Genomic DNA, 20,030 nt, shown 5'->3' on the forward strand with positions numbered 1-20,030 from the left:
AACTTAACCCCAGGCCGGGCGGGCGCTCGGGCCTGCCTTCCTTTGATCAACCCAGGTTCCGCTGCCATATGACGCTTACGAGTACGCAGTCAGCTGATGCGCCGGCCCTTTTGGAGATCGCTGGAGCGATCGCCATCATCACGCTCAACCGTCCTGGCTCATTCAATGCGATAGATGTGGATATGGCGGTATGCCTTGAGCAGCTGGCCTCGACTGTCGAGCGAAATCACAGCGTCCGGGTACTGGTTATTCGTGGTGCAGGTAAGGCGTTCTGTGCTGGCGGTGATGTCAATCTGTTTCTCTCCCATATCGACGATCTCGCACTACCAATCAGTAAGTTGCTGGCGCATTTCAACCGCTTTCTTTTAGTGCTGCGGCGCATGGACAAGCTGGTGCTGACCAGTGTGCATGGAGCGGTCGCCGGTGCCGGCTTTTCCATGGCCTTCATGGGGGACTTCTGCATTGCTGCCTCTAATGCCCGTTTTCGTCCGGCGTATGCGCAGATCGGGGTTTCACCTGACGGCGGCGGCACGATCGGTCTGGTGCAAGCTCTAGGGGCACGACGCGCCCTGCAGATTTTTCTGGACGAGCCGGAGTTGAGCGCCGATGGGGCCAGTCAACTCGGCTTGTTGTCTAGGGTGGTCGAGCTAGCCGAGTTGGAAGCTAAAACCCGTGAATACGCTGAGCGACTGGCTGAACTGAGCCCGACAGCGGCGTCCGGCACAAAACGTCTGGTCTGGCAATCGGCATCAGTTCCGCTGGAGCAACAGCTGGAGGCCGAGGCGCAATCCATCATCGCCTGCATGGCTACCCGCGAGTTTAGAGAGCTGCTGGAAGGCTTGCGGCGTCGCTAAGGCTGGGTTCATCCGCTCGATCTCTGGAGGGCTAGTTTCAAATTGAAAATCAACTCTTGTGTAAATTTTACGGTTATATGCAGGAGTATTCCTAAAGTGCACAAATATAAGAAGGGGTTAGCATGTCGAGATTGCAGGGCAAGGTAGCTATCGTCACCGGCGGCGCGCGGGGTATTGGCAAGTGCATTGTCGAGACCTTCGTTGCCGAAGGTGCGAAGGTGGTGGTCGGTGACATCAATGATCAGGCTGCCGAACTCGAATCGCAGCTTGGCGCGGAGGTGGTTGCCTTCAAGCGTACGGATGTGACCAGCGATGTTGAGATTGAGGCGTTGGTTACCTATGCGGTTGAACGCTTCGGACGCCTGGACATCATGATTAACAACGCCGGTGCCCTTGGCGATCAGACCGCGCTGATCGACCTTGATGCGGACGGTTTTACCAAAACGGTAACCCTGCTGCTTCGCTCCGCGGCACTTGGTCACAAGTATGCTGCGCGTCAGATGATTGCCCAGGGGCAGGGCGGTAGTATCGTTTCAATTTCCAGTATTGCCGGTATCGAAGCCGGCTGGTCATCGGTTTCCTACGATGCAGCTAAGGCCGCAGTACTGCACCTGGCGCGTTCAGCCTCTTATGAACTGGCGCCCAAGCAAATCAGATCCAACGTGGTCGCGCCCGGTCTAATTCTCACGCCAATCATTGGTACCGCTTGCGATGTGGCACCTGAGCATTACGCGGCCTTCACTGAAAGTCTTGAGGAGCCCTACGGCAAGCTGATTCCTCTGGGCCGGGCCGGCAAGCCGAAGGATATTGCAGAAGCGGTACTGTTCTTTGCCTCCGATGCTTCTGCGCATGTCACCGGCCAGTCCATTGCCGTTGACGGAGGTTTAACCTCCATGACCGGCTTTGATATCGGCGGAGTTGTGGCGCAGGCGGTTGAGAGTTTCAACGCGCGGATCGGTAATACCGAGAGCGGAAAGGTCGGCTGGCTACCGAACAGGAATGGCTGAATATAGGGGCAAAGCGAACTTCCGGTAATTACTCTGAAGTTCGCGCTTCCGGTTTAGTTTGTGGCAACGCTCCATTTTGGGCCGCTGGCAGATAATGTCAGTCAGGCCCTTCTTTTTTAAGGTATAGGGGCGGCACTGTCGCCAAGGCCGCTACCAATTTACTGATTAGGATGGCTACACATGACACAGCGTCAGGTATTTGTGGTGGGGGCTGCACGCACTGCAATTGGCAGCTTTGGTGGTTCCCTGAAGGATCTTCCGCTTTCCACTCTGGCTACCGTAGCGGTACAGGCGGCAATTGAGCGTGCCGGCATCGAGCCGGGACAGGTCGGGCACGTGGTCATGGGGAATGTGATTCCCACCGAGCCCAGGGACGCCTACCTGAGCCGAGTCGCTGCCATCGATGCCGGTGTGCCGCAGGAAACTCCAGCGTTCAACGTTAATCGTCTGTGCGGCTCCGCTCTACAGGCCATCGTATCCGCTGCGCAGTCGGTTCTGCTAGGTGACACGGATATTGCCATCGGTGCCGGAGCGGAAAGCATGAGCCGCGGTCCGTTCATCATGGGTAATCTGCGCTGGGGGGCGCGGCTCGGCAATGCTGAGGCCATCGATTATATGAACGGCATTCTGCATGACCCCTGGAAGCGCATTCACATGGGGGTCACCGCCGAGAATGTGGCTGTCCGTTATGGCATTGACCGTACTTCGCAGGATGAACTCGCGGTTGAAAGTCAGCGCCGCGCTGCCCGTGCAATTTCCAAGGGCTATTTCGACGAGCAGATTGTGCCGGTCGAACTCAAGACTCGCAAAGGCACCAGCTACTTCAGCCGCGACGAAAATGTCCGCGCCGACGTGACAATCGAGCAACTGTCAGCCATGAAGCCGATTTTTGTCAAAGAAAATGGCACGGTTACCGCAGGAAATGCCTCCAGTCTGAACGACGGTGCCGCAGCATTAGTACTCATGGAGGGCAAGGCAGTAGAGACGTTGGGCCTGACTCCCCTAGCCCGTCTAGTTGGCTACGCCCATGCCGGCGTCGATCCAGATTACATGGGGATAGGCCCGGTGCCGGCGGTTCGTCAGGTGCTTGAGAAAACCGGCATCAAGCTCGACCAGATTAGTGTGATTGAGGCTAACGAAGCCTTTGCCGCCCAGGCCTGTGCGGTGATCAAGGAGTTGGGGTTGAATCCAGAGATCGTGAACCCCAATGGTTCGGGTATCTCTCTCGGGCACCCGGTCGGTGCTACCGGTGGAATCATTTCCATCAAGGCCATTTATGAGCTGCAACGTACCGGTGGGCGTTATGCCCTGGTCACCATGTGCATCGGCGGCGGGCAGGGTATTGCCGCCATATTTGAGCGTGTGTAATAGACAGCATTTTTTAGAGGTTGGACGACAGCTATGCAGATCAACAAGGTTGGTGTTGTCGGAGCCGGTACCATGGGTAACGGTATTGCTCAGGTGTGTGCCATTGCGGGGCTGAGTGTGGTCATGCTGGACATTGATCAGCGGTCACTGGAGCGAGGTCTCCATACTGTGTCTGGTAGCCTTGAGCGCTTAGTGCGCAAGGAAAAGCTGTCGCCGACCGATCGCGAATCTGCCCTGCAGCGTATCAAGAGCACTACCGATTACGCCGATCTCGCTGATGTAGATCTGGTGATTGAAGCTGCCTCCGAGGTGGAGAAAATCAAGCTGGCCATCATCCAGACCCTAGACAAAACGGTACGTAAAGACGCAATTATTGCCAGCAATACGTCATCCATGTCCATCACCAAACTGGCGGCGGCAAGTAGCGCGCCGAACCGCTTCATAGGCATGCACTTTTTCAACCCAGTGCCGGTTATGCTGCTGGTCGAATTGATTCGTGGGCTGCAGACCGATGATGCCACCCATCAGGCAGCCGAGCAGTTTGTAGAAAATATCAGGAAGACTGCTATCTCGGTAAAGAACAGCGCGGGCTTTGCCGTGAATCGGATTCTGGTACCGATGATCAATGAGGCGGTATTCGTTTTGCAGGAAGGGATCGCCAGTGCTAGGGCGATCGATGAGGGCATGCGCCTGGGCTGCAACCATGTCATCGGGCCGCTGGCGCTGGCAGACCTGATTGGCTTGGATACCCTGTTGTCGGTGATGGAAGTGTTTTACAGCAGTTTCAATGACTCCAAGTACCGTCCTGCACCGCTATTACGTGAGATGGTCGAAGCTGGCTATTTGGGGCGCAAGAGCGGCCAAGGCTTTTACAGCTATTGAGGCTGCCTACGACATTGAATTGGAAGTAGGCCGGCACGCGCCAGGTTTGAAGCTGGTGCGTGCCGGCTGTAGATTGTTCAGGTGCCGCAGCGTGAGGTTGCAGCAGTCAGGACGCAATATCTTCTTCTTTACGCACGCGTTGATAACCGTTAGCATCGCTTGAAAAGTGATCAAAAACTGGGTCACTACATTTGACTTAAGGAAGAACCTGCAGCATGGCCAATTCGCCACCTCCTAGTAGCAATATATCCCGACGTCGAAAGACTGCTTTGAATGACGGGGGAGTCAAGTACAAAGCCAAGAGAGATGAGTTGATCCGTCTTGCTGCTGATCTTTTCAAGGAAAAGGGATATCAGACAACTACTCTCAACGACATCGCCAATTATGCTGGTATGGATCGGGCCAGCGTCTATTATTACGTCGGCAACAAGGAGGAGTTCTTCCGCGATGCGGTTAAGGGTGGTGTTGAGCAGAATGCCAAGAATATCGAGCAGATGCTCGCCCGCGAGGATATAGGTACCCGGGAAAAGCTCAGGCAACTGGTACAACTGCTGATGCAGTCATACAGCGATAGCTATCCTTACATGTATGTCTATATTCAGGAGGAGATGCACAAGATCGCCGATGCCAAAACCCCTTGGGCGCAGGAAATGCTCGAAAAAACCAAGGGTTTCGAACATGCGGTGCTAGCTCTGATTAAGCAGGGCGTGGCCGAGGGTAGCTTCCGGGATGATATTCCCGCTAGCCTGGCAGCCAACACTATCTTCGGCATGTTGAACTGGACGTATCGCTGGTACACCCCAAAAAGCAAGTTTTCGGCCAAGGAAGTGGCAGATGCTTTTTGCAATATATTTTTTACTGGAATGCAGAAATCCTGACCTGACGTCAGCATCAAGAGACCTGGTTCAAGAGCTGAGCCCGGTCATGATGTCGGGGCAACCTTAAATTCATGAAATGTCTTTGTCGGTATCTCGATCTACTGTTATGTGGTTTTGACAGTAAGGGAGAGCATTTCATCGAAAAATTATGACATTTCTATGTGCGCAGTGTCGGCACTATACTCTCGCGCCACCCGTTTGCAACTTTTCATCTATGTTGCACGTTTCTGATGGTCCATCCTTGCAAATACCTTCAAGCATGAAACGCACGCCTTGACGGCCTCTGCCGTGCAAACAATGGATAGGATCTTATTGAAGCGAGTAAAGCCTTTGCCTTGCAGGCGCTGGTGTTCAGGTGGGGGGGCGGGGAACCGCAGTCGCAAGGTTCACGTCAAGGCCTTGCAACCCTTTGCAATTGCGGCAATCAGGGCTTATCTGGAAATGCTGCCGGACAGAGTCTGTCCGGCAGGCTTTGTTCGCTGTTCGTTAATACTGCAAATCACCATTGCTTGTCTGGTATGTTCACTACAATACCGTCCAGGTCAGAGGTCATGAATATCTGGCAGCAAAGTCTGCTGTTCGGCTTCACTTCGGCCGCAGCACAACTCAGCATTCCTGTTTCCCGCTCGGTGGGAGTCGGCACCTTGTCCATGAAGGTATTGTCAACATACACATGGCATGTTGCGCAACTGGCACTGCCGCCGCAATCGCCGACAATATCGTAGATGCCATTGGAGACTGCAGCCTGCATAAGATTTACTCCGTCGGCAACATCCAGTTCGCGGCGCGTTCCATCATGTGACACATACACTACTTTAGACATTTTTTATTCTCACTTTTTTGGTCAATAACAGCGATCTATAGCGGGTACCGATAGCGGGAAAATTTCAGGCACTATTCAATTCAGCGTTGGCTATCGCAATTATTTCTTTCAGCGGCACGCTTTCGTCATTCAGTAGGTTTGGTTCAACCGGAAGTCGATCTGTGATGATCTGCTTTGACAGGTTGAATTCCACCGGACGGTTCACTGTATCAACCGCCAGCACTCGGTTCCCCTGCAGGTAGAAAACGCTGAAGTCGGGCTGCTCCAAAGAGCCCCGGATAATGATCCGATCGTATCCCTCGGACAGCCCAACCATTTTCAGCCCGACTTCATACTGGTCGGACCAGAACCACGGGGCAGTCTCGTTGCGCGTTGGCTTGCCGCAGACAATAGCGGCAACTTTCCGCGCCTGCTCCAATGCATTGGGCACCGACTCGATACGTACCCAGCGGCCATAGATCTGGCTGTGAAACCGCGCGCAGTCGCCGATCGCCATGATCATGGGATCAGAGGTCTGCATCTGCTCGTTGATCACGATACCGTTATCTACCAGGAGCCCGGCCGCACTGGCCAGCTCACAGTTCGGGACCAGACCAATCCCGGCAACCACCAGATCTGCTGCCAGTCGCGTGCCGTCCTCACACAGTACGGCCGTCACTCTCTGCTGGTCGGTTGACATTTCAAACCCGCACACCTGCATGCCGGTTCGTATGTCAACGCCGGCGTCACGATGCAGGCGTTCGTAAAACGCCGAAACCGGTGGAGCGGTAACTCGCGCGAGAACACGGTCTGTCGTGTCGAGCAGGGTGACTTGCATGTTCGCCTTGACGGCGGTCGCAGCCACCTCAAGGCCGACATAGCCGCCGCCAATCACCACCAGGCGATTGCCGGGAGTCAGCTGTTGGCGGATGCACTCGGCATCCTCAAGTGTGCGCAGGTATCGAAAGTTGGCCGCCTTGCCAGCTGCGCCACTTGCGACCGGTAGCAGCCTCGGGCGTCCGCCGGTAGCCAACACCAACCGCTCGTAGTCCAGTACTTGGCCATCCGATAGGCTGACCTGCCGTCGGTCGCGGTTGATTGCTGTTACCTGTGTGCCACTGAGCAATTGGATGTTCTGCGCCGCGTAGGCATCTGGGGCTCTCAGATACAGGCTTTCCGGTGGGGCCTTGCCAGCCAGATAGGCTTTGGACAAGGGCGGTAGATGATGGGGAATAACTGCTGCATCCCCCACCAGCAAGATATTGCCTTCCCAGCCGTTGGCGCGCAGGCCAAAAGCAACCTCAACCCCAGCGTGGCCTGCGCCTACTATGACCAGATTTTTGTTTGCGTTCACTGCACGCACCCTCACGTGTCTATACCGCTATAGTGGTCGCTGGATCCCAGACCAGCGGTAGTGCATGCACGCCGCTGACAATGCCACTCTGGTGGCGCACCTGGGCGCCCGGGGCAATGGCAAAGTCAGGAATCCGGGCTAGCCATTCCCTTAAGGTGGTGACGATTTCGCGGCGGGCAAGATGCTGGCCAAGGCACAAATGACTGCCGTGACCAAAGGTCGTATGCGATACCTTCTGGCGGCTGAAGTCGACGTGCATCGGGCAGGCGTTTTCACGCTCGTCCAGGCCGGTGAGCATCTGCGGCAAGAGAATCTGGTCGCCCTTCTTCAGTTGCACGCCATGGAACTCAAGGTCGGACTTGAGAATGCGGCCATCAGCAACCAGCGAAAAGCGGCGGAGCAGTTCCTCGGTGGCAGCGGGAATGCGCTCTGGATGATCAATCAGCTCTTTGCGGTGCTCCGGGCTCTTGGCGAGAAACTCCATGCTGAAGCTGAGGAAGTTGACTACGGTATCCAAGCCACCAACCAGCAGGAGACCACACATTCTCTTGGCCTCGTCAGGGGTGATCAACCGCCCATTGACCTGGCCGTTGGCAACGATGCTGATGGCGTCGGTTCCCGGCTTCTGTCTGCGCTGCTCGATGATCGGTATCAGGTATTCGTAGAGCCCGTCCCGGGCCTCTGCGAAGGTCATGCTGCCATCCGGGCGGGTCATCTGGTCCGTGAGGTATTTCAAGTGCGGGATGTCCTTGTCCGGCAGGTCTGCGAGCAGCATGAAGATGCGAATCGGGAAGGGTTCGGCAAAATCTTCGGTAAAGTTGCAGTGACCCTGAAGACGGATGTTTTCGATTAGTGAGCAGGCCAGCTCCTGAATCTGGCTTTCCAACTTATCCACCACGGGCATGCCGACCACCTGGTTGGCCAGTGCACGAAATTGGCGCTGCTGCGGCGGATCCATTGACGTGGGAATGAAATCGTAGGCATCGCCCGCTTCGCGGGGAATGAACGGGCACTCGCTGGAAAAATTAGCGGAGTCTTCAAAGGCTTCGCGTATCAATTGTCCCCGAGTAGCAATCCAGTGCCCACCGTTGCAGCGCGTCCAAATTAGATCCGGTACATTCGGTCCCTGAAGGGTTGCCCAGGCTTTCTGCACGCCTTCCGATATGTTCGGCGGGTTGTACATGTCGAAGTCAAAGACCAGGTGCTCAGGTACGTGGGGTGGCAGGGGCGCAAGACTGGCATTGTTCTGTACGATTTCAGTACTCATTGTTGTTCTCCAGAAACAGGGGCGGTTAGAGGGTCGGATCGATCACGGGCTTAATCAGTGCACCTGTCTTGACCAGCTCAAGCGCCTTGTTGGCATCATTGATGGAAAAGCGCTGCGTGATTAGGTCGGCCAGCGGGAAGCGGTCCTGCAGTCGCGCCGCAAGCTGCATGGCCTGGTAGTAATGCTTGGGTTTGGGGAAGGTCGCTCCGGCAATCGTCATGTTCCTGATGGTCAGATCGCGGGGAGCGATGGGCTGAGTACCAATCGCGCCCCACAGGCCGAGAATGACGTAGCGGCCGTGGTTGCCGGTCAGGTTCACGCCTTCAGGGAAGGCCGGTAAGGCGCCGGCGGCTTCCACGACCAGGCTGGCGCCTCGCTTGCCGAACCGTTCGGCGACGATGCGTAGCCGGTCTTCCGGGGTGGTGTCCTTGAGCGAGATGGTCTCAGTCGCGCCGAGGCTGCGTGCCATTTCCAGGCGAACCGGGGAATGGTCGATGGCAATGATTTCCTTGGCACCAGATGCCGCAGCAACCAACACAGCAGCGAGTCCGACCGGGCCGGCACCCTGAACAACCACAGTATCGTCCAGGCCCACGGGGCCGCAGCGGTCATAGCCGCGCAGCACGGTTGGCAAGGCGCAGCCGAGTGCGGCCAATGCTTCCGGTTGGGCGTGATCGGGCAGACGGTAGAAGGCCATGCCGTTGGGTAGGCAGGCAAAGTCTGCATAACTGCCCCAGTTGGGCTTGTCCGCATGCTCAAAAAAGGTTGAGTTGTCGCAGGGGGTTTCATCCAGAACGGTGCAACTATGGCAGCGATGGCACAGTGCGATGGGGGCCCAATACACCATGTCACCCTGCTTAACCGGGACTCCTGCATAGTCCGTGGTGACGCCGGCCCCGAGTTTTTCGATGCGCCCCACACCCTCGTGGCCGAGAATGATCGGGAAGGGCATAGTGCCCGCTTCTCCGGAGACGATGTGCACATCGCTGCCGCACACGCCACCAAGGACCACGCGTACCAGGGCTCCGCCTGGTGCAGGATCAAAAACCGGGACGTTCCAGGTCTCGACCCGATTTTGTTCGACCATCACAGCTGCTCTTGCATATTGCATTCTTACACCTCGTTCTTGTTGTGCTTTGGGGCTGGGCCAGCGAAGCCTTCCCGCTGTGCTCAAATGGTCAGGTTGAGCTGTATATCGGTGATATACTGAATATATGGACGATTGCGTTGATGGTCAACATGCGCGGTGAAAAATATTCAACACGCGTGTTGGGTGACGGTTTTGACTTGTGAATCATGCTGGTATTGTGCGGACCGGCTTCCCGCCGGGGCGTTGAGTAGCCGTGTGGCTTGGGTCGCCCTGGATCGAACACGGCAGTGAGGACTTACATTGACAACAGCCCAGCCTCTGGAAAAAAAAGGTCGTATCGACTCCAGCAATGGCGATATCAAGCAGGACTTGCTGCGTGCAGCCGTGCACCTGTTAAGTACCAAGGGACGCGAGGGTGCAACCATGCGGGCGATCTGTGCGGAGGTAGGCGTAACGCCGCCAACGTTGTATCACCACTACGGTGATCTGCATGGACTGCACAAGGCTGCGATTGACGTGACCTACCTGCAGGTTGCCAAGGCCTATCACGACGGTATCGAAGAGAAGGGGCCGCTCAAGGGGATACGCGATGGATGGGCAACGTTCCTGCAGTTTGCCTACTCAGAGCCGAATATGTGTCGCATTGTGATTCAGCAGATCATGGCGGGAGAGCCTCCGAGCCTGGTCGCTGATACCCTGCGAGGGGTCGCTGAGGATCTATCCCATTTCCATACGCAGGGGCAGTTAAAGTATTCACCCAAGGACACGGCGCAGCTGCTGTGGATGGGGGCATTGGGCGCACTGACCTACGCGGTCAGTCTGGAAGGGGCTGGGGGGGCACAAGACTTGGCCTTGCAGAAGGCCAAGCTCGATATCACTCTGGCGGCACTCTTCAATATCGAAGATGAATAGGTAGGCCTATTCCCGACATGTGGTGTGTCCAGGAGCTAGTGGACAGGTAGTTGAGAGCTACTGCTCGCAGAGTGCCGCTCAAACTCCATCAGACGGAGATAGCCCCGTGTCGAGTTGCGGCGACGGTGATTGTGTCGTAGAACAGATCGGGCTTTGCCTCCTGGCAGCTGGCATAGCGCATCAAGTATTCCCCTCGACTTTCAGCGAGCGGAAGAAACGCTCTCTCACCGAGTGTGCCGGCAGTTCCCCGAGTGTGAATGGCTGGGCACGATTCGATGTCGTCCAGGCAAAGCCTGGTAGTCGTAGGCGCAGTATTGGCTGCCGCTGCCGAATGCAGCAGCACCTCCGCCTGTCGCTGGCGTCGTGCAAGGGCTATCTCCAGCGCAGTGTGTACGGGGCTGATGCATACGGTGAAGCATCGCCCAATCGACGACTGCACACGACCAACGCCAGATATAGCCTCCTTGGGCTGTCCGCACGTAGGTCATGTTCGAGACTCAATGCCGGTTGGTGCGATCCGGGGCGAACTGGCGTCCAGATGATTCGGGGCAATCGGCAGGTAGTGGCGACTGCGGGCTAGAATCTCGTAGCCCGGAATCCAATATACGCCGGCCAACTCCATCGCCACCGTGGTGTCCCAAAGCTGGGCCAACCAGGTCCACATCAGCAGTGAAGGGCTGATAGTTTGTACCGACACTTCGGTGAGTTCAGTGAGGTTTGCGACCACATGAAACCGCGAGCCAAGATCAGTACCGGTTGCGCGATCATGAATGACCGCCAGGCAGCGCGCTGATATGAGCTTTATCACGTGCACCCGCCCACACCGAAAATTCCGGAGGTGGCTCGGATCAGATCACCTTCCTAAACGGGGTCACGAAACGCTCTACCACTCGCGGGTCTGCAGCTTCCTCTGGGGCAGGTATTTTGACGGGGGCTCAGCCTCCCAGAAAGCAGACGACCACGGTCCTGTGGAGTCACCGTAGTGGGCGTGCTTCTAATCCAATGGGCTACGGAGTGCCGGGAAGGTGGTTTTTTAACACTTCGCGCACCATGGTGGCCTGGGCCAATTGCTGGCGCAGGCGGAGAAGTTCAGCACTCTCAACACGATGCTTGCCGTTGCCCAGGAAGGCATCGCCACCTTGCTGTTCGTAGTGGCTCTTCCATTTGCCTAGCAGGCTTTCAGCAATACCCAATGCCTGGGCTACATGACGAAGCGACATCCCGCAAAGTACGTGGTCTATCGCCTCGCGTTTGAAAGAGTTGGGAAAACGTCGTCTGGTCTGGGGCATGAACACTCCGAGTGGTGGGCATTATTCACCTTAAGTCAGTGCCCACTCAGCCCGGGATGATTCAGTCTGTGAGTTTCCCTAACTACCCATGCGAAGCGTCAATAGCCGCTGCGAAAGGCATGAGCATAGCTTCCTTGCCTTCTACCGTTTGGCCGTAGAAATCAACGCGATTTCAAATGGCTGCACCTACCTTCAACATCAAGTACGGATAGTCCCTAAGCTTCCACCGAGCTGTTCAGAAAGTCGAACAAGGCATCGTTGAACGCGTCGTTGCTGTCGCCGGCGACCATATGTTCGGCGCCGGCCACATTGGCCAGCCGAGCGTGCGGAATCAGCGCAAGAAGCTGATTTACCCCTTTTTCACTGACCAGCCGGCTGGCACCGCCACGGATAAGAAGCGTAGGTATGTCCACCCTTGATGCAGCAGCTTCTAGACGCTCGGGGTGCCGGGAGCGTTGGTTGTCTGGGGCGGTGAACGCCGGATCGTAGTGCCAGCGGTAGCGGCCATCGGCGCCTAGGCGCAGGTTACGCTTGAGCCCTCCAAAGTCGGTCGGCCGCTGCCGATGGGGAAGGTAGGCTGCAACCGCATCGGCTGCTTCTTGCAGGCTAGTGAAGCCATTCGGGGCAGCCTGCATGAACTGGAGGATCTCCGCTGCTCCTTCGGCCTCGATCCGCGGCACCACGTCCACCAGCACCAGGCCCTGGGCAGGCTGACGGGCCTCGCCGATGGCTAGCAGTGAAGTCAGCCCACCAAGCGAGGCTCCGACCAGCACCGGTGGCCGGCGCAGGGTCTCCAGAACCTCATGCAAGTCAGCAACGAAGACATCCAGGCTGTAGTCCTGGTCGTGCGACCAGCCACTGTCACCATGGCCGCGCAAGTCCAACGACACGGTGTGATAGCCGCGATCGACCATGCGCTGCGCCGTGTTTTTCCACGAGTTACGAGTCTGTCCGCCGCCGTGCAGCAGCACGATGGGCTGACGATCGGGGTCGCCGCCGACATCGGCCGCCAGGCTGATGCCCGCGGCGCCCTTGAATAACATCTTGCGCATTTTTCGTCTCAACGCTTGTAATCAGCCGAAGGTCTGGCAGCTCAATGACGGAGGTGGCGTGGGCAATCAGCTGGCCAGCCATCGACCTAGTCACGTGGCTACGACCCTTCGCCGCGCTCGAGTCGGTACCCCGCGAGGGGCTGTTGACGTCTCGAGCTTGGCAAAGAAAATCTCAGCACGGCTGCTGTGAAAGTATCTTCGTTCAGCAATAACGGGCGACTTACTGAGCCAGCATCCCCGCGTCAATCAGGTGTTCACTGCCTGTGATGTAGGAGGACTCGTCCGATGCAAGGAACAGCACCAGGTTGGAGACCTCTTTGGGGTCGGCGATACGGCCCAACGGAATCAGGCTCAGCGCATCTCCACCGTTCTCATCGGTTGCCTCCACCATCATCGGCGTCTGAATGAAGCCGGGGTGTACCGAGTTAACGCGGATGTTTTTCGGGCCGTATTCAATTGCTGTCGCTTTGGTCATGCCACGTACCGCGAACTTGCTGGCCACATAGGCCAGGTTTGGGAAGCCATAGTTTGCGGCCATGCCGGCAATCGACGAAATGTTCACAATCGAACCGATGCCGGCCTTGAGCATGGACGGCAGAACGGCCCGCATACCCAGAAACACCGAGTGCTGGTTGATGCTGCAAACCTTCAGGTAATCCGCTTCGCTGAGGGCCAGGGTGTTGGCTACCGGGCCAAGTATGCCGGCATTGTTGACCAGCACAGTGGGGGGGCCAAACGCGGATTCGGCCTCGGCCATCACCTCTGCCCAGGAGTTGACGCAGGTGACGTCGTGCTTCAAGAACAACGCGTTACTGCCAAGCTCCTTAGCCAGTGCCTGGCCGGCTTGTTCTGACAGATCGGTCAACACCACCTTGGCACCTTCCGCAACGAAACATCTGGCATGGGACTCGCCCATGCCCCTAGCGGCCCCGGTAATCAACGCCACTTTGCCTGTTAGTCGACCCACGCTGTTGTCCTCTTGTTGTTTTGTGTTGGGCAGGGCAGCCGCGCCCCGCCAAGCTGGTGTGATCTACTCGGCGATGAAGGTTTCGTACATGTGCAGAGTGTCACTGTATTCCCGGATATTGGTGATGCGCTTACCATCCACCTCGAACAGAAAGTGATAGGTGTTCTTGAACACCCGTCCGTTTTTCAGCTCCGAGCACGACTCTGCTTCCACCGCGACACGTTTGCCTTCGGCAGTCATGCTGCCGGAAGTGATCGGCAAAGCGCCTTGCTTGTAGACGTTGACGACGCCAGCGAGCAGTTCTCCCATCTGAAGTTTGCTGTAGCTGCCAGAAATGCCGGGTACGTTGCCGGATATCCACCAGATACAGTCATCGTCCAGGCAGCTGACAATACCGGCCACATCACCGGTGGAGAAAACGCTCAAGAAATGGCGCACCACTTCCTTGTTGCCTTCAAGTAGGTTGTTGGCTGTGTTCATCCTGGACTCCTGTGACTTGGATTGTCGGATCCGATCGTTGTCAGCGCGTCTCGCGCAGCCCGGCTTGCCCCACCATCTGTTCCATGGCCATCAGTAGCATTCTTGTTCCCTGCAAGTCAACAAATGTGTTGATATTTGCTCGATGAATGAATCACTGTATGACCTAACGGAACGTGTCCGTTGTATCCAGTTCGAGTCGATTTAACCCCTGGCCCATGGCCGGGATCGCGATAACAACATCAAGGGCAGAGTAATGACCAAAGACATGCAGGTACTGCTGGACAAGCAGGCGATCTATGAGGTGCTGATCCGTTATTGCCGCGGTGCGGATCGCTGCGACGAGGAGTTGATCCGTTCTGTCTACCATGACGACGCCTACGATGATCATGGTTACTGGCGGGGGGCTGGTAGCGACTTTGCTCGTTTTTTACCCGCACGCCTAACCTCCGCTAACGTGGCGACTACACACTCGATCACCAACGTGCTGATTGAGGTTGATGGAGATTCCGCACGATCGGAGTCGCAGGTCATGGCGACTCTTGTGCGAATCGGTAGTCCACGGATGGCCGATGTAATGGGTGCCCGTTATCTGGATCGTCTCTCCCGGCGCAATGGCGAATGGAAGATTGATGAGCGCACGGTGGTGTTGGATTGGCACAAGGTGGAAGCCTGGGTCGAAGCAGAGGCACCGATTCCTCTCGATGGATTTACGCGCGGTGATCGCTTCCCGGTTGATCCGGTATACAGGCTTATGGCGACAGAGCCCCCCCGCTGAGTTGGGGGGATCTAGTTACCTGGTTCGGTGGTCGGCGTGATAACCAGTTTGCCAATCAGATTGCGGGACAGCGCCATTTTTAGGGCATCCGGTGTCCTTTCTAGCGGGTACGTCCGCGAAATAAGCGGCCTCAGACTTCCCGCCCTGTAAAGCTCCGACAGGTGCCTGAAACTGGCGTGGTGTTGCGCCGGATCGAGTTGTACGGCGGGCCACCAGAAGATGCCGGCCACCTGAATGTTCTTCAGCAGCAGCAGGTTGGCCGGTATCTGCGGAATCTGTCCGCTGGCGAAGCCGACAATCAATAGCCTGCCACCGTGGCTCATGCAGCGTGACATGCTATTGAAGGCTTCGCCGCCCACCGTATCCATGCACATATCCGCCCCTCGGCCGTCGGTCAGCTCTAGTACCCGCTTCTTCAGGTCTTCGTTGCTGTAATCGATTAGGTGGTCGGCGCCGTGTGCCTTGGCAGCTTCCAGCTTGTGTTTGGAGCTGGCAACAGCAATGACTGTTGCACCGAGCGCCTTGGCAATTTCAATACTGGCAAGGCCCACGCCGCCCGCGGCGCCGAGCACAACGAGAGTCTCATTTGCCTGAATCCGGCCGCGGCGAACCAGAGCGTAGTAACTGGTGCCGTATGAGGAATAAAAGCCTGATGCGGTTACACAATCCATGCCCTCCGGCACCGGAACCGCCAGTTCGGCGCGGGCCACGGCCTCTTCGGCGAATCCGCCGTAGCCATCTCGGGTCAGAGCCATGACGCGGTCACCAGGGTGTAATGCATTGACATTGGCGCCGACCTCAATCACCTCGCCTGCGATCTCAAAGCCTGGGGCAAAGGGCATCGGCGGCTTGGCTTGATACTTTCCCTGGATGATCAGATTGTCTGGGAAATTGACTGCTGCCCCATAGACCCTGATGCGAATGTCGTCGGTTCCGATGGTCGGGCTGCCCATTTCGCCTTGGGTCAGCGCCTCTGCAGGGCCGTATTCGCTGCAAATAATTGCCCGCATGTAAGCACTCCTAGTGTTGATGGTCTGCGCCGAATCTGGGCCGGCAAGGCTTTTCAGTCAACTGTATTGTTGATTTGGTTGCCGTGGATCTGCAACCAGAGACTGGAAATGATTCGCCCCGATGTCGCTTGCTGGCGGCCGCGGACGGTTACCCGGAAATCGAGTCGGGGGCGGTCGATGACAGAGCAAATCAACTCTTGTGTTGACTAATTTCGACAAAGGCCGCACGATGGTTCAAAACAAGAAAGAGGGTATTCATATGTCAGATATCGAACGCAGGCTAAAAGCGCTGGAAGACCGCGCCGAGCTACAGGATTTGGCCGTCCGCTACTTCGTTGCCACAGACGATGATGACTTCGCTACCCTGGAGGCGCTCTTTGCGCCTGGAGCAGAATTCCATGCCGGCGGGTTCGCCGGCGGTACTGATCGGGCCGCGATCATGGCTTTCCTGCGAAGTGCCAGAGCGAACATGGGCATCACTATCCACACGCCTCACTATAGCCTGATCACTTTCACCGGTGATGACACCGCAACGGGAGTGGTTGGCGCGCATCTCGAAATTGCCATGGCTGGCCAAAGCCTGTTTGGGGCCGTGCGTTATTACGACAAATACCAACGTCTGCACGGCAAATGGCATTTTTCGAAAAGGGAAATGCTGGCAGTACATATGGGGCCTTGGGAGCAGGTTGCGACCTCACTCACCGCAGATCTGCGGGTCCGGTGGCCGGGTGGCGAGCCGCAGGCGGCCGATCTGCCGGCGCGCCGGGAAAACCTGTAGCTAAGGGGAATCCCATCAAACGGCCATTAAGGGTGCAGCTATGCAGTTAGACAAGATTGAAGACATTATCGAAGACATCCGCCTCGGTAAAATGGTCGTATTGATTGACGATGAGGATCGCGAAAACGAGGGCGACCTCGTCATGGCCGCTCAGCATGTGAAGGCTGAGCACATCAACTTCATGGCTCGCTTTGCTCGCGGCCTGATTTGCATGCCAATGAGCAAGTCCCAGGCCGAACGCTTGGGGCTGAGGCTGATGGTCGAACACAACGGGTCAGGGTTCGGCACCAAGTTCACCGCCTCGATTGAGGCGGCAAGGGGGGTTAGTACCGGGATCTCCGCCGCGGATCGGGCTCTGACGGTACAGGCCGCAGCGGCACACTCTGCGAGGGCGGAGGACATTGTCCAGCCGGGGCATATTTTCCCACTGATCGCCGAGCCGGGTGGTGTGTTGGTTCGCGCTGGGCATACAGAAGCTTCCTGCGATCTCGCCAGACTGGCCGGCCTTAATGAAACCGGGGTGATCTGTGAAGTGATGAACGAAGACGGCTCAATGGCGCGCCTGCCTGAATTGATCGAATTTGCCAAGGAGCATGGGCTCAGGATCGGCACCATTGCCGATCTAATCCATTATCGGGCTGTCAATGAAGCGACCATTGAGCGGCTGTATAAGCAGTCAGTGATGACCGATCATGGTCAATTCATGATGCATTCCTATCGCGACTGTATTAACGGAGATATCCACCTGGCTCTGACCCAGGGCGAACTGGATGGCTCGGCTACGCTAGTTCGCGTGCAGCAGTCGGTTTGCCTCCGCGATTTGCTCGGCATTCAGATTCCTGGCAGTAGTGGCTGGAATATCCAGCGCTGCCTTGCGCGAATTGCGGCGGAGAAAAAGGGCGTGTTGGTACTTCTTGCAGGCGCAGAATCTTCCTCAGACATGAAACACAAGATAGATGCCCTGAGTAGCATGTCCAAAGTGCCTAGAGCATCGGCAGATGGTGATCCTCTGATGATTGGTGTTGGGTCGCAGATACTCCGTGATCTCGGCTTGGGGGATATGCGGCTCATGGCGTCGCCGGCAAAGTATCACGGGATATCCGGGTTCAACTTGCAGGTCTCGGAGTACGTCGTCTACCGCTGATTCTTCGCGTATGTTCTGGGTTCCCGGACTCAAACAATTAGCATTTAATCCGAGCTGGTGTATGTGTGTCGTGCTGTGCAAGAAGTTGTGCGTTGGTCATGTCTGAACAGATCGAGAGCAGGATATGAGTTTGAAATATGCGGTATCCACGCATCTGCCAACGCCCTTTGCGACCTTTGATATTCACGGGTTTGAAGACCTCGAGACCGGCAAGGAGCATGTTGCCCTTACACTGGGTGATGTCTGTTCAGGTGAGCCTGTCCTGTGTCGGGTGCATTCCGAGTGTCTGACCGGAGATGCACTGTTCAGTCAGCGCTGCGATTGTGGATCGCAGTTAAATATCGCGCTGAAACTGATTGCCGAGGAAGGGCGAGGCATTTTGCTCTACCTGCGCCAAGAGGGGCGAGGCATTGGTTTGATCAACAAGCTACGGGCCTACGAACTCCAGGATCAGGGGGCAGACACTGTCGAGGCTAATGAGCAACTGGGATTCGGAGCTGACATGCGCAATTACCTGATTGGTGCACAGATGCTCGGTCATTTTGGCATTGAGTTTGTGCGCCTGATGACGAACAACCCGCGGAAGGTGGAGGCCCTGAGGCGTGACGGCATCAACATTGTTGAGAGGGTCAAGTTGCAGTCAGAACTGACGCCCTGCAATGCACATTACCTGCAAACCAAGGCAACCAAGTTGGGGCATATGCTCTCCCATCTCAAATTGAAGTGATCCCGCATCCTATTTTCAACGGTTGACCCGCGCGCGCCTGCGGCTCACGCCGACTCGAAGTGGGCGCTATGCCGCTTCGGGTCCGTCGCGTCGATACCAGGGTTTTTTGATTTAAATCAATGAGTTATTGATTCGTGGCTGGCGGCTCAGCTTGCCGCTCATTGCTCCGTTCAGCCTATCAACATATGTGTTGACAAACGGAGCGAAGCTGATTAGTTTTGATAACACAACGAACAGGAGGGGACGCAATGAAGTTTCATTTGATGCAAACAGGTGTGATCGGTCGTCGTTATGAGCTGGAAGCGGGTATGGCTGGGCAGCGTCCTGAGTTGTATCAGCGCTTTCTATCCGAAGTGCGTGATTACGTTCGTCTGGCGGATGAGCTTGGTTATGCAGGCTATTGCCAGCCTGAGCATCACCTGCAGATCGAAGGTTTTGAGATCAACAACCATCCCGGCATGTTCAGTCTCTATGTGGGCCTGCATTCCAAGCGGATGAAGGCCGGCATCATGGGGTACACCCTGCCGACCCATAACCCGGTGCGTATCGCTGAAGAAATCGCCACCCTTGACCACATGCTCCAAGGGCGCCTGATGGTTGGTTTCACCCGTGGCTACCATGCGCGCTGGGTCGACTCCTATGCTGCGCGTCCGGGTGTCAGCGCCACTACGCCGGACAACGCCAAGGCCCGCGACGAGCAAGATGCGCTGAACCGCGAAGTCTTCGAGGAATCGCTGCAGGTCATCAAGAAGGCCTGGGCCAACGACGTGTTCAGCCACAAGGGCAAACACTGGGAGTTTCCGCCAAATGGCGGCTCTGCCGGTCACCCGGCCTATGCCAGCATGGGCAAGGGCATGGATGCAGATGGCATCGTGCGCCAGATCGGCATTGCGCCGAAGTGCTACCAGAGTCCCCACCCGAAAATTTACGGCGGCTTTGCCGGCAGCATGCGCACCGTCGACATGTGGGCCCGGGAAGGCGGCAAGCCAATCGTGCTGGCTTCCGACCTGGACTTCTGTGATGCCCTGTGGACCCGCTATGCCGATACCGCACGCCAGCACGAGCGGGAGGTTGCCCGTGAGGATGTTGCTGCCTGGGGTGGTTTCCTGATGCTGACCGATGACAAGGACAAGGCCAAGCAGTTGATGGCCGAGCACAAGTGGTTCTGGGACAAGTGGTTCATCCCGTTCGGCCAGAAAATGCCGAACGTGCTGATCGGCTCGGCTGACGAGATCGCCGATCAGATCGGCCGCGCCCACGACCGCCTGGGCTTCAACGAGCTGTTCCTGATGTTCGGTCAGGGTCACCTGGACCCGGAGCAGAACAACGAGGAACTGGAAAAGTTTGCCAGCCTGGTGGCTCCTCGCTTCGCGACCAAGGATGCCGAAGGCACG

General features: G+C 56.7%; 21 protein-coding genes. 11 read left to right on the top strand and 10 right to left on the bottom strand.

Features of this window, described 5'->3' with window-relative positions:
- Positions 1 to 68 precede the first annotated feature (68 nt).
- From E8E95_RS02245 to E8E95_RS02265, 5 genes are all read left to right on the top strand, one after another.
- Positions 69 to 854, top strand: a complete 786-nt coding sequence (locus E8E95_RS02245; RefSeq protein ID WP_280282354.1) for an enoyl-CoA hydratase-related protein — start codon at positions 69 to 71, stop codon at positions 852 to 854.
- A gap of 122 nt (positions 855 to 976) precedes the next feature.
- Complete coding sequence (locus E8E95_RS02250) at positions 977 to 1,861, top strand: SDR family oxidoreductase (RefSeq protein WP_280282355.1); 885 nt, start codon at positions 977 to 979, stop codon at positions 1,859 to 1,861.
- Positions 1,862 to 2,041: 180 nt separating this feature from the next.
- Positions 2,042 to 3,229, top strand: coding sequence for an acetyl-CoA C-acyltransferase family protein (locus tag E8E95_RS02255; RefSeq protein ID WP_280282356.1), 1,188 nt, complete (start codon positions 2,042 to 2,044; stop codon positions 3,227 to 3,229).
- A 33-nt stretch (positions 3,230 to 3,262) separates the two neighbouring features.
- Positions 3,263 to 4,111 carry a 3-hydroxybutyryl-CoA dehydrogenase gene (locus E8E95_RS02260; protein ID WP_280282357.1) on the top strand — a complete coding sequence of 283 codons (849 nt, stop codon included), beginning with the start codon at positions 3,263 to 3,265 and terminating at the stop codon, positions 4,109 to 4,111.
- A gap of 311 nt (positions 4,112 to 4,422) precedes the next feature.
- The gene (locus E8E95_RS02265; RefSeq protein WP_280282358.1) at positions 4,423 to 4,989 is read left to right on the top strand and encodes a TetR/AcrR family transcriptional regulator; all 567 of its coding nucleotides are present in this window, start codon (positions 4,423 to 4,425) and stop codon (positions 4,987 to 4,989) included.
- Positions 4,990 to 5,488: 499 nt separating this feature from the next.
- Here E8E95_RS02265 and E8E95_RS02270 read toward each other — a convergent pair whose 3' ends face one another.
- The 4 genes from E8E95_RS02270 to camD all read right to left on the bottom strand — a co-directional run bounded on the left by E8E95_RS02270 (position 5,489) and on the right by camD (position 9,523).
- Complete coding sequence (locus tag E8E95_RS02270; RefSeq protein ID WP_280282359.1) at positions 5,489 to 5,812, bottom strand: 2Fe-2S iron-sulfur cluster-binding protein; 324 nt, start codon at positions 5,810 to 5,812, stop codon at positions 5,489 to 5,491.
- Positions 5,813 to 5,876: 64 nt separating this feature from the next.
- On the bottom strand, positions 5,877 to 7,145 hold the full coding sequence (locus E8E95_RS02275) for an FAD-dependent oxidoreductase (RefSeq protein WP_280282360.1): 1,269 nt from the start codon (positions 7,143 to 7,145) through the stop codon (positions 5,877 to 5,879).
- A gap of 19 nt (positions 7,146 to 7,164) precedes the next feature.
- Positions 7,165 to 8,412, bottom strand: a complete 1,248-nt coding sequence (locus E8E95_RS02280) for a cytochrome P450 (protein WP_280347803.1) — start codon at positions 8,410 to 8,412, stop codon at positions 7,165 to 7,167.
- Positions 8,413 to 8,437: 25 nt separating this feature from the next.
- Entirely contained in the window at positions 8,438 to 9,523 is a 1,086-nt protein-coding gene (gene camD, locus E8E95_RS02285; protein WP_280282362.1) for a 5-exo-hydroxycamphor dehydrogenase, read from the bottom strand.
- Positions 9,524 to 9,802: 279 nt separating this feature from the next.
- Here camD and E8E95_RS02290 point away from each other — a divergent pair, with 279 nt between their 5' ends.
- Positions 9,803 to 10,414 (top strand): TetR/AcrR family transcriptional regulator, encoded by a 612-nt coding sequence (locus tag E8E95_RS02290; protein ID WP_280282363.1) that lies wholly within the window; start codon positions 9,803 to 9,805, stop codon positions 10,412 to 10,414.
- A 484-nt stretch (positions 10,415 to 10,898) separates the two neighbouring features.
- Here the strand turns inward: E8E95_RS02290 and E8E95_RS02295 are convergent, their stop codons facing one another.
- The 5 genes from E8E95_RS02295 to E8E95_RS02315 form a co-directional block, all read right to left on the bottom strand.
- Positions 10,899 to 11,222, bottom strand: coding sequence for a hypothetical protein (locus E8E95_RS02295; RefSeq protein ID WP_280347805.1), 324 nt, complete (start codon positions 11,220 to 11,222; stop codon positions 10,899 to 10,901).
- 199 nt (positions 11,223 to 11,421) lie between these two features.
- The gene (locus E8E95_RS02300; RefSeq protein ID WP_280282365.1) at positions 11,422 to 11,703 is read right to left on the bottom strand and encodes a transposase; all 282 of its coding nucleotides are present in this window, start codon (positions 11,701 to 11,703) and stop codon (positions 11,422 to 11,424) included.
- A 215-nt stretch (positions 11,704 to 11,918) separates the two neighbouring features.
- Positions 11,919 to 12,755, bottom strand: coding sequence for an alpha/beta hydrolase (locus E8E95_RS02305; RefSeq protein ID WP_280282366.1), 837 nt, complete (start codon positions 12,753 to 12,755; stop codon positions 11,919 to 11,921).
- Between the two features lie 220 nt (positions 12,756 to 12,975).
- The gene (locus E8E95_RS02310) at positions 12,976 to 13,722 is read right to left on the bottom strand and encodes a glucose 1-dehydrogenase (protein ID WP_280347807.1); all 747 of its coding nucleotides are present in this window, start codon (positions 13,720 to 13,722) and stop codon (positions 12,976 to 12,978) included.
- Between the two features lie 63 nt (positions 13,723 to 13,785).
- The gene (locus E8E95_RS02315; RefSeq protein WP_280282368.1) at positions 13,786 to 14,202 is read right to left on the bottom strand and encodes a nuclear transport factor 2 family protein; all 417 of its coding nucleotides are present in this window, start codon (positions 14,200 to 14,202) and stop codon (positions 13,786 to 13,788) included.
- Positions 14,203 to 14,455: 253 nt separating this feature from the next.
- Here E8E95_RS02315 and E8E95_RS02320 point away from each other — a divergent pair, with 253 nt between their 5' ends.
- Positions 14,456 to 14,977, top strand: coding sequence for a nuclear transport factor 2 family protein (locus E8E95_RS02320; protein WP_280282369.1), 522 nt, complete (start codon positions 14,456 to 14,458; stop codon positions 14,975 to 14,977).
- Between the two features lie 11 nt (positions 14,978 to 14,988).
- Here E8E95_RS02320 and E8E95_RS02325 read toward each other — a convergent pair whose 3' ends face one another.
- Positions 14,989 to 15,987 (bottom strand): NADPH:quinone oxidoreductase family protein, encoded by a 999-nt coding sequence (locus E8E95_RS02325; RefSeq protein ID WP_280282370.1) that lies wholly within the window; start codon positions 15,985 to 15,987, stop codon positions 14,989 to 14,991.
- A 202-nt stretch (positions 15,988 to 16,189) separates the two neighbouring features.
- On the opposite strand from E8E95_RS02325, the gene E8E95_RS02330 reads away from it, so the two are divergent.
- The 4 genes from E8E95_RS02330 to E8E95_RS02345 all read left to right on the top strand — a co-directional run.
- A complete protein-coding gene (locus E8E95_RS02330) occupies positions 16,190 to 16,765 on the top strand; it encodes a nuclear transport factor 2 family protein (RefSeq protein WP_280282371.1) in 576 nt (191 codons plus the stop codon).
- Between the two features lie 40 nt (positions 16,766 to 16,805).
- Positions 16,806 to 17,909, top strand: a complete 1,104-nt coding sequence (gene ribBA / locus E8E95_RS02335) for a bifunctional 3,4-dihydroxy-2-butanone-4-phosphate synthase/GTP cyclohydrolase II (RefSeq protein WP_280282372.1) — start codon at positions 16,806 to 16,808, stop codon at positions 17,907 to 17,909.
- A 124-nt stretch (positions 17,910 to 18,033) separates the two neighbouring features.
- Positions 18,034 to 18,636, top strand: coding sequence for a GTP cyclohydrolase II (gene ribA / locus E8E95_RS02340; protein WP_280282373.1), 603 nt, complete (start codon positions 18,034 to 18,036; stop codon positions 18,634 to 18,636).
- Between the two features lie 248 nt (positions 18,637 to 18,884).
- The coding region (locus E8E95_RS02345) for an LLM class flavin-dependent oxidoreductase (protein ID WP_179057997.1) at positions 18,885 to 20,030 on the top strand (1,146 nt) is incomplete at its 3' end.

It is taken from the genome of Pseudomonas sp. BN414 (genome assembly GCF_029871275.1).
In the GTDB taxonomy this organism is placed as follows: domain Bacteria; phylum Pseudomonadota; class Gammaproteobacteria; order Pseudomonadales; family Pseudomonadaceae; genus Metapseudomonas; species Metapseudomonas resinovorans_C.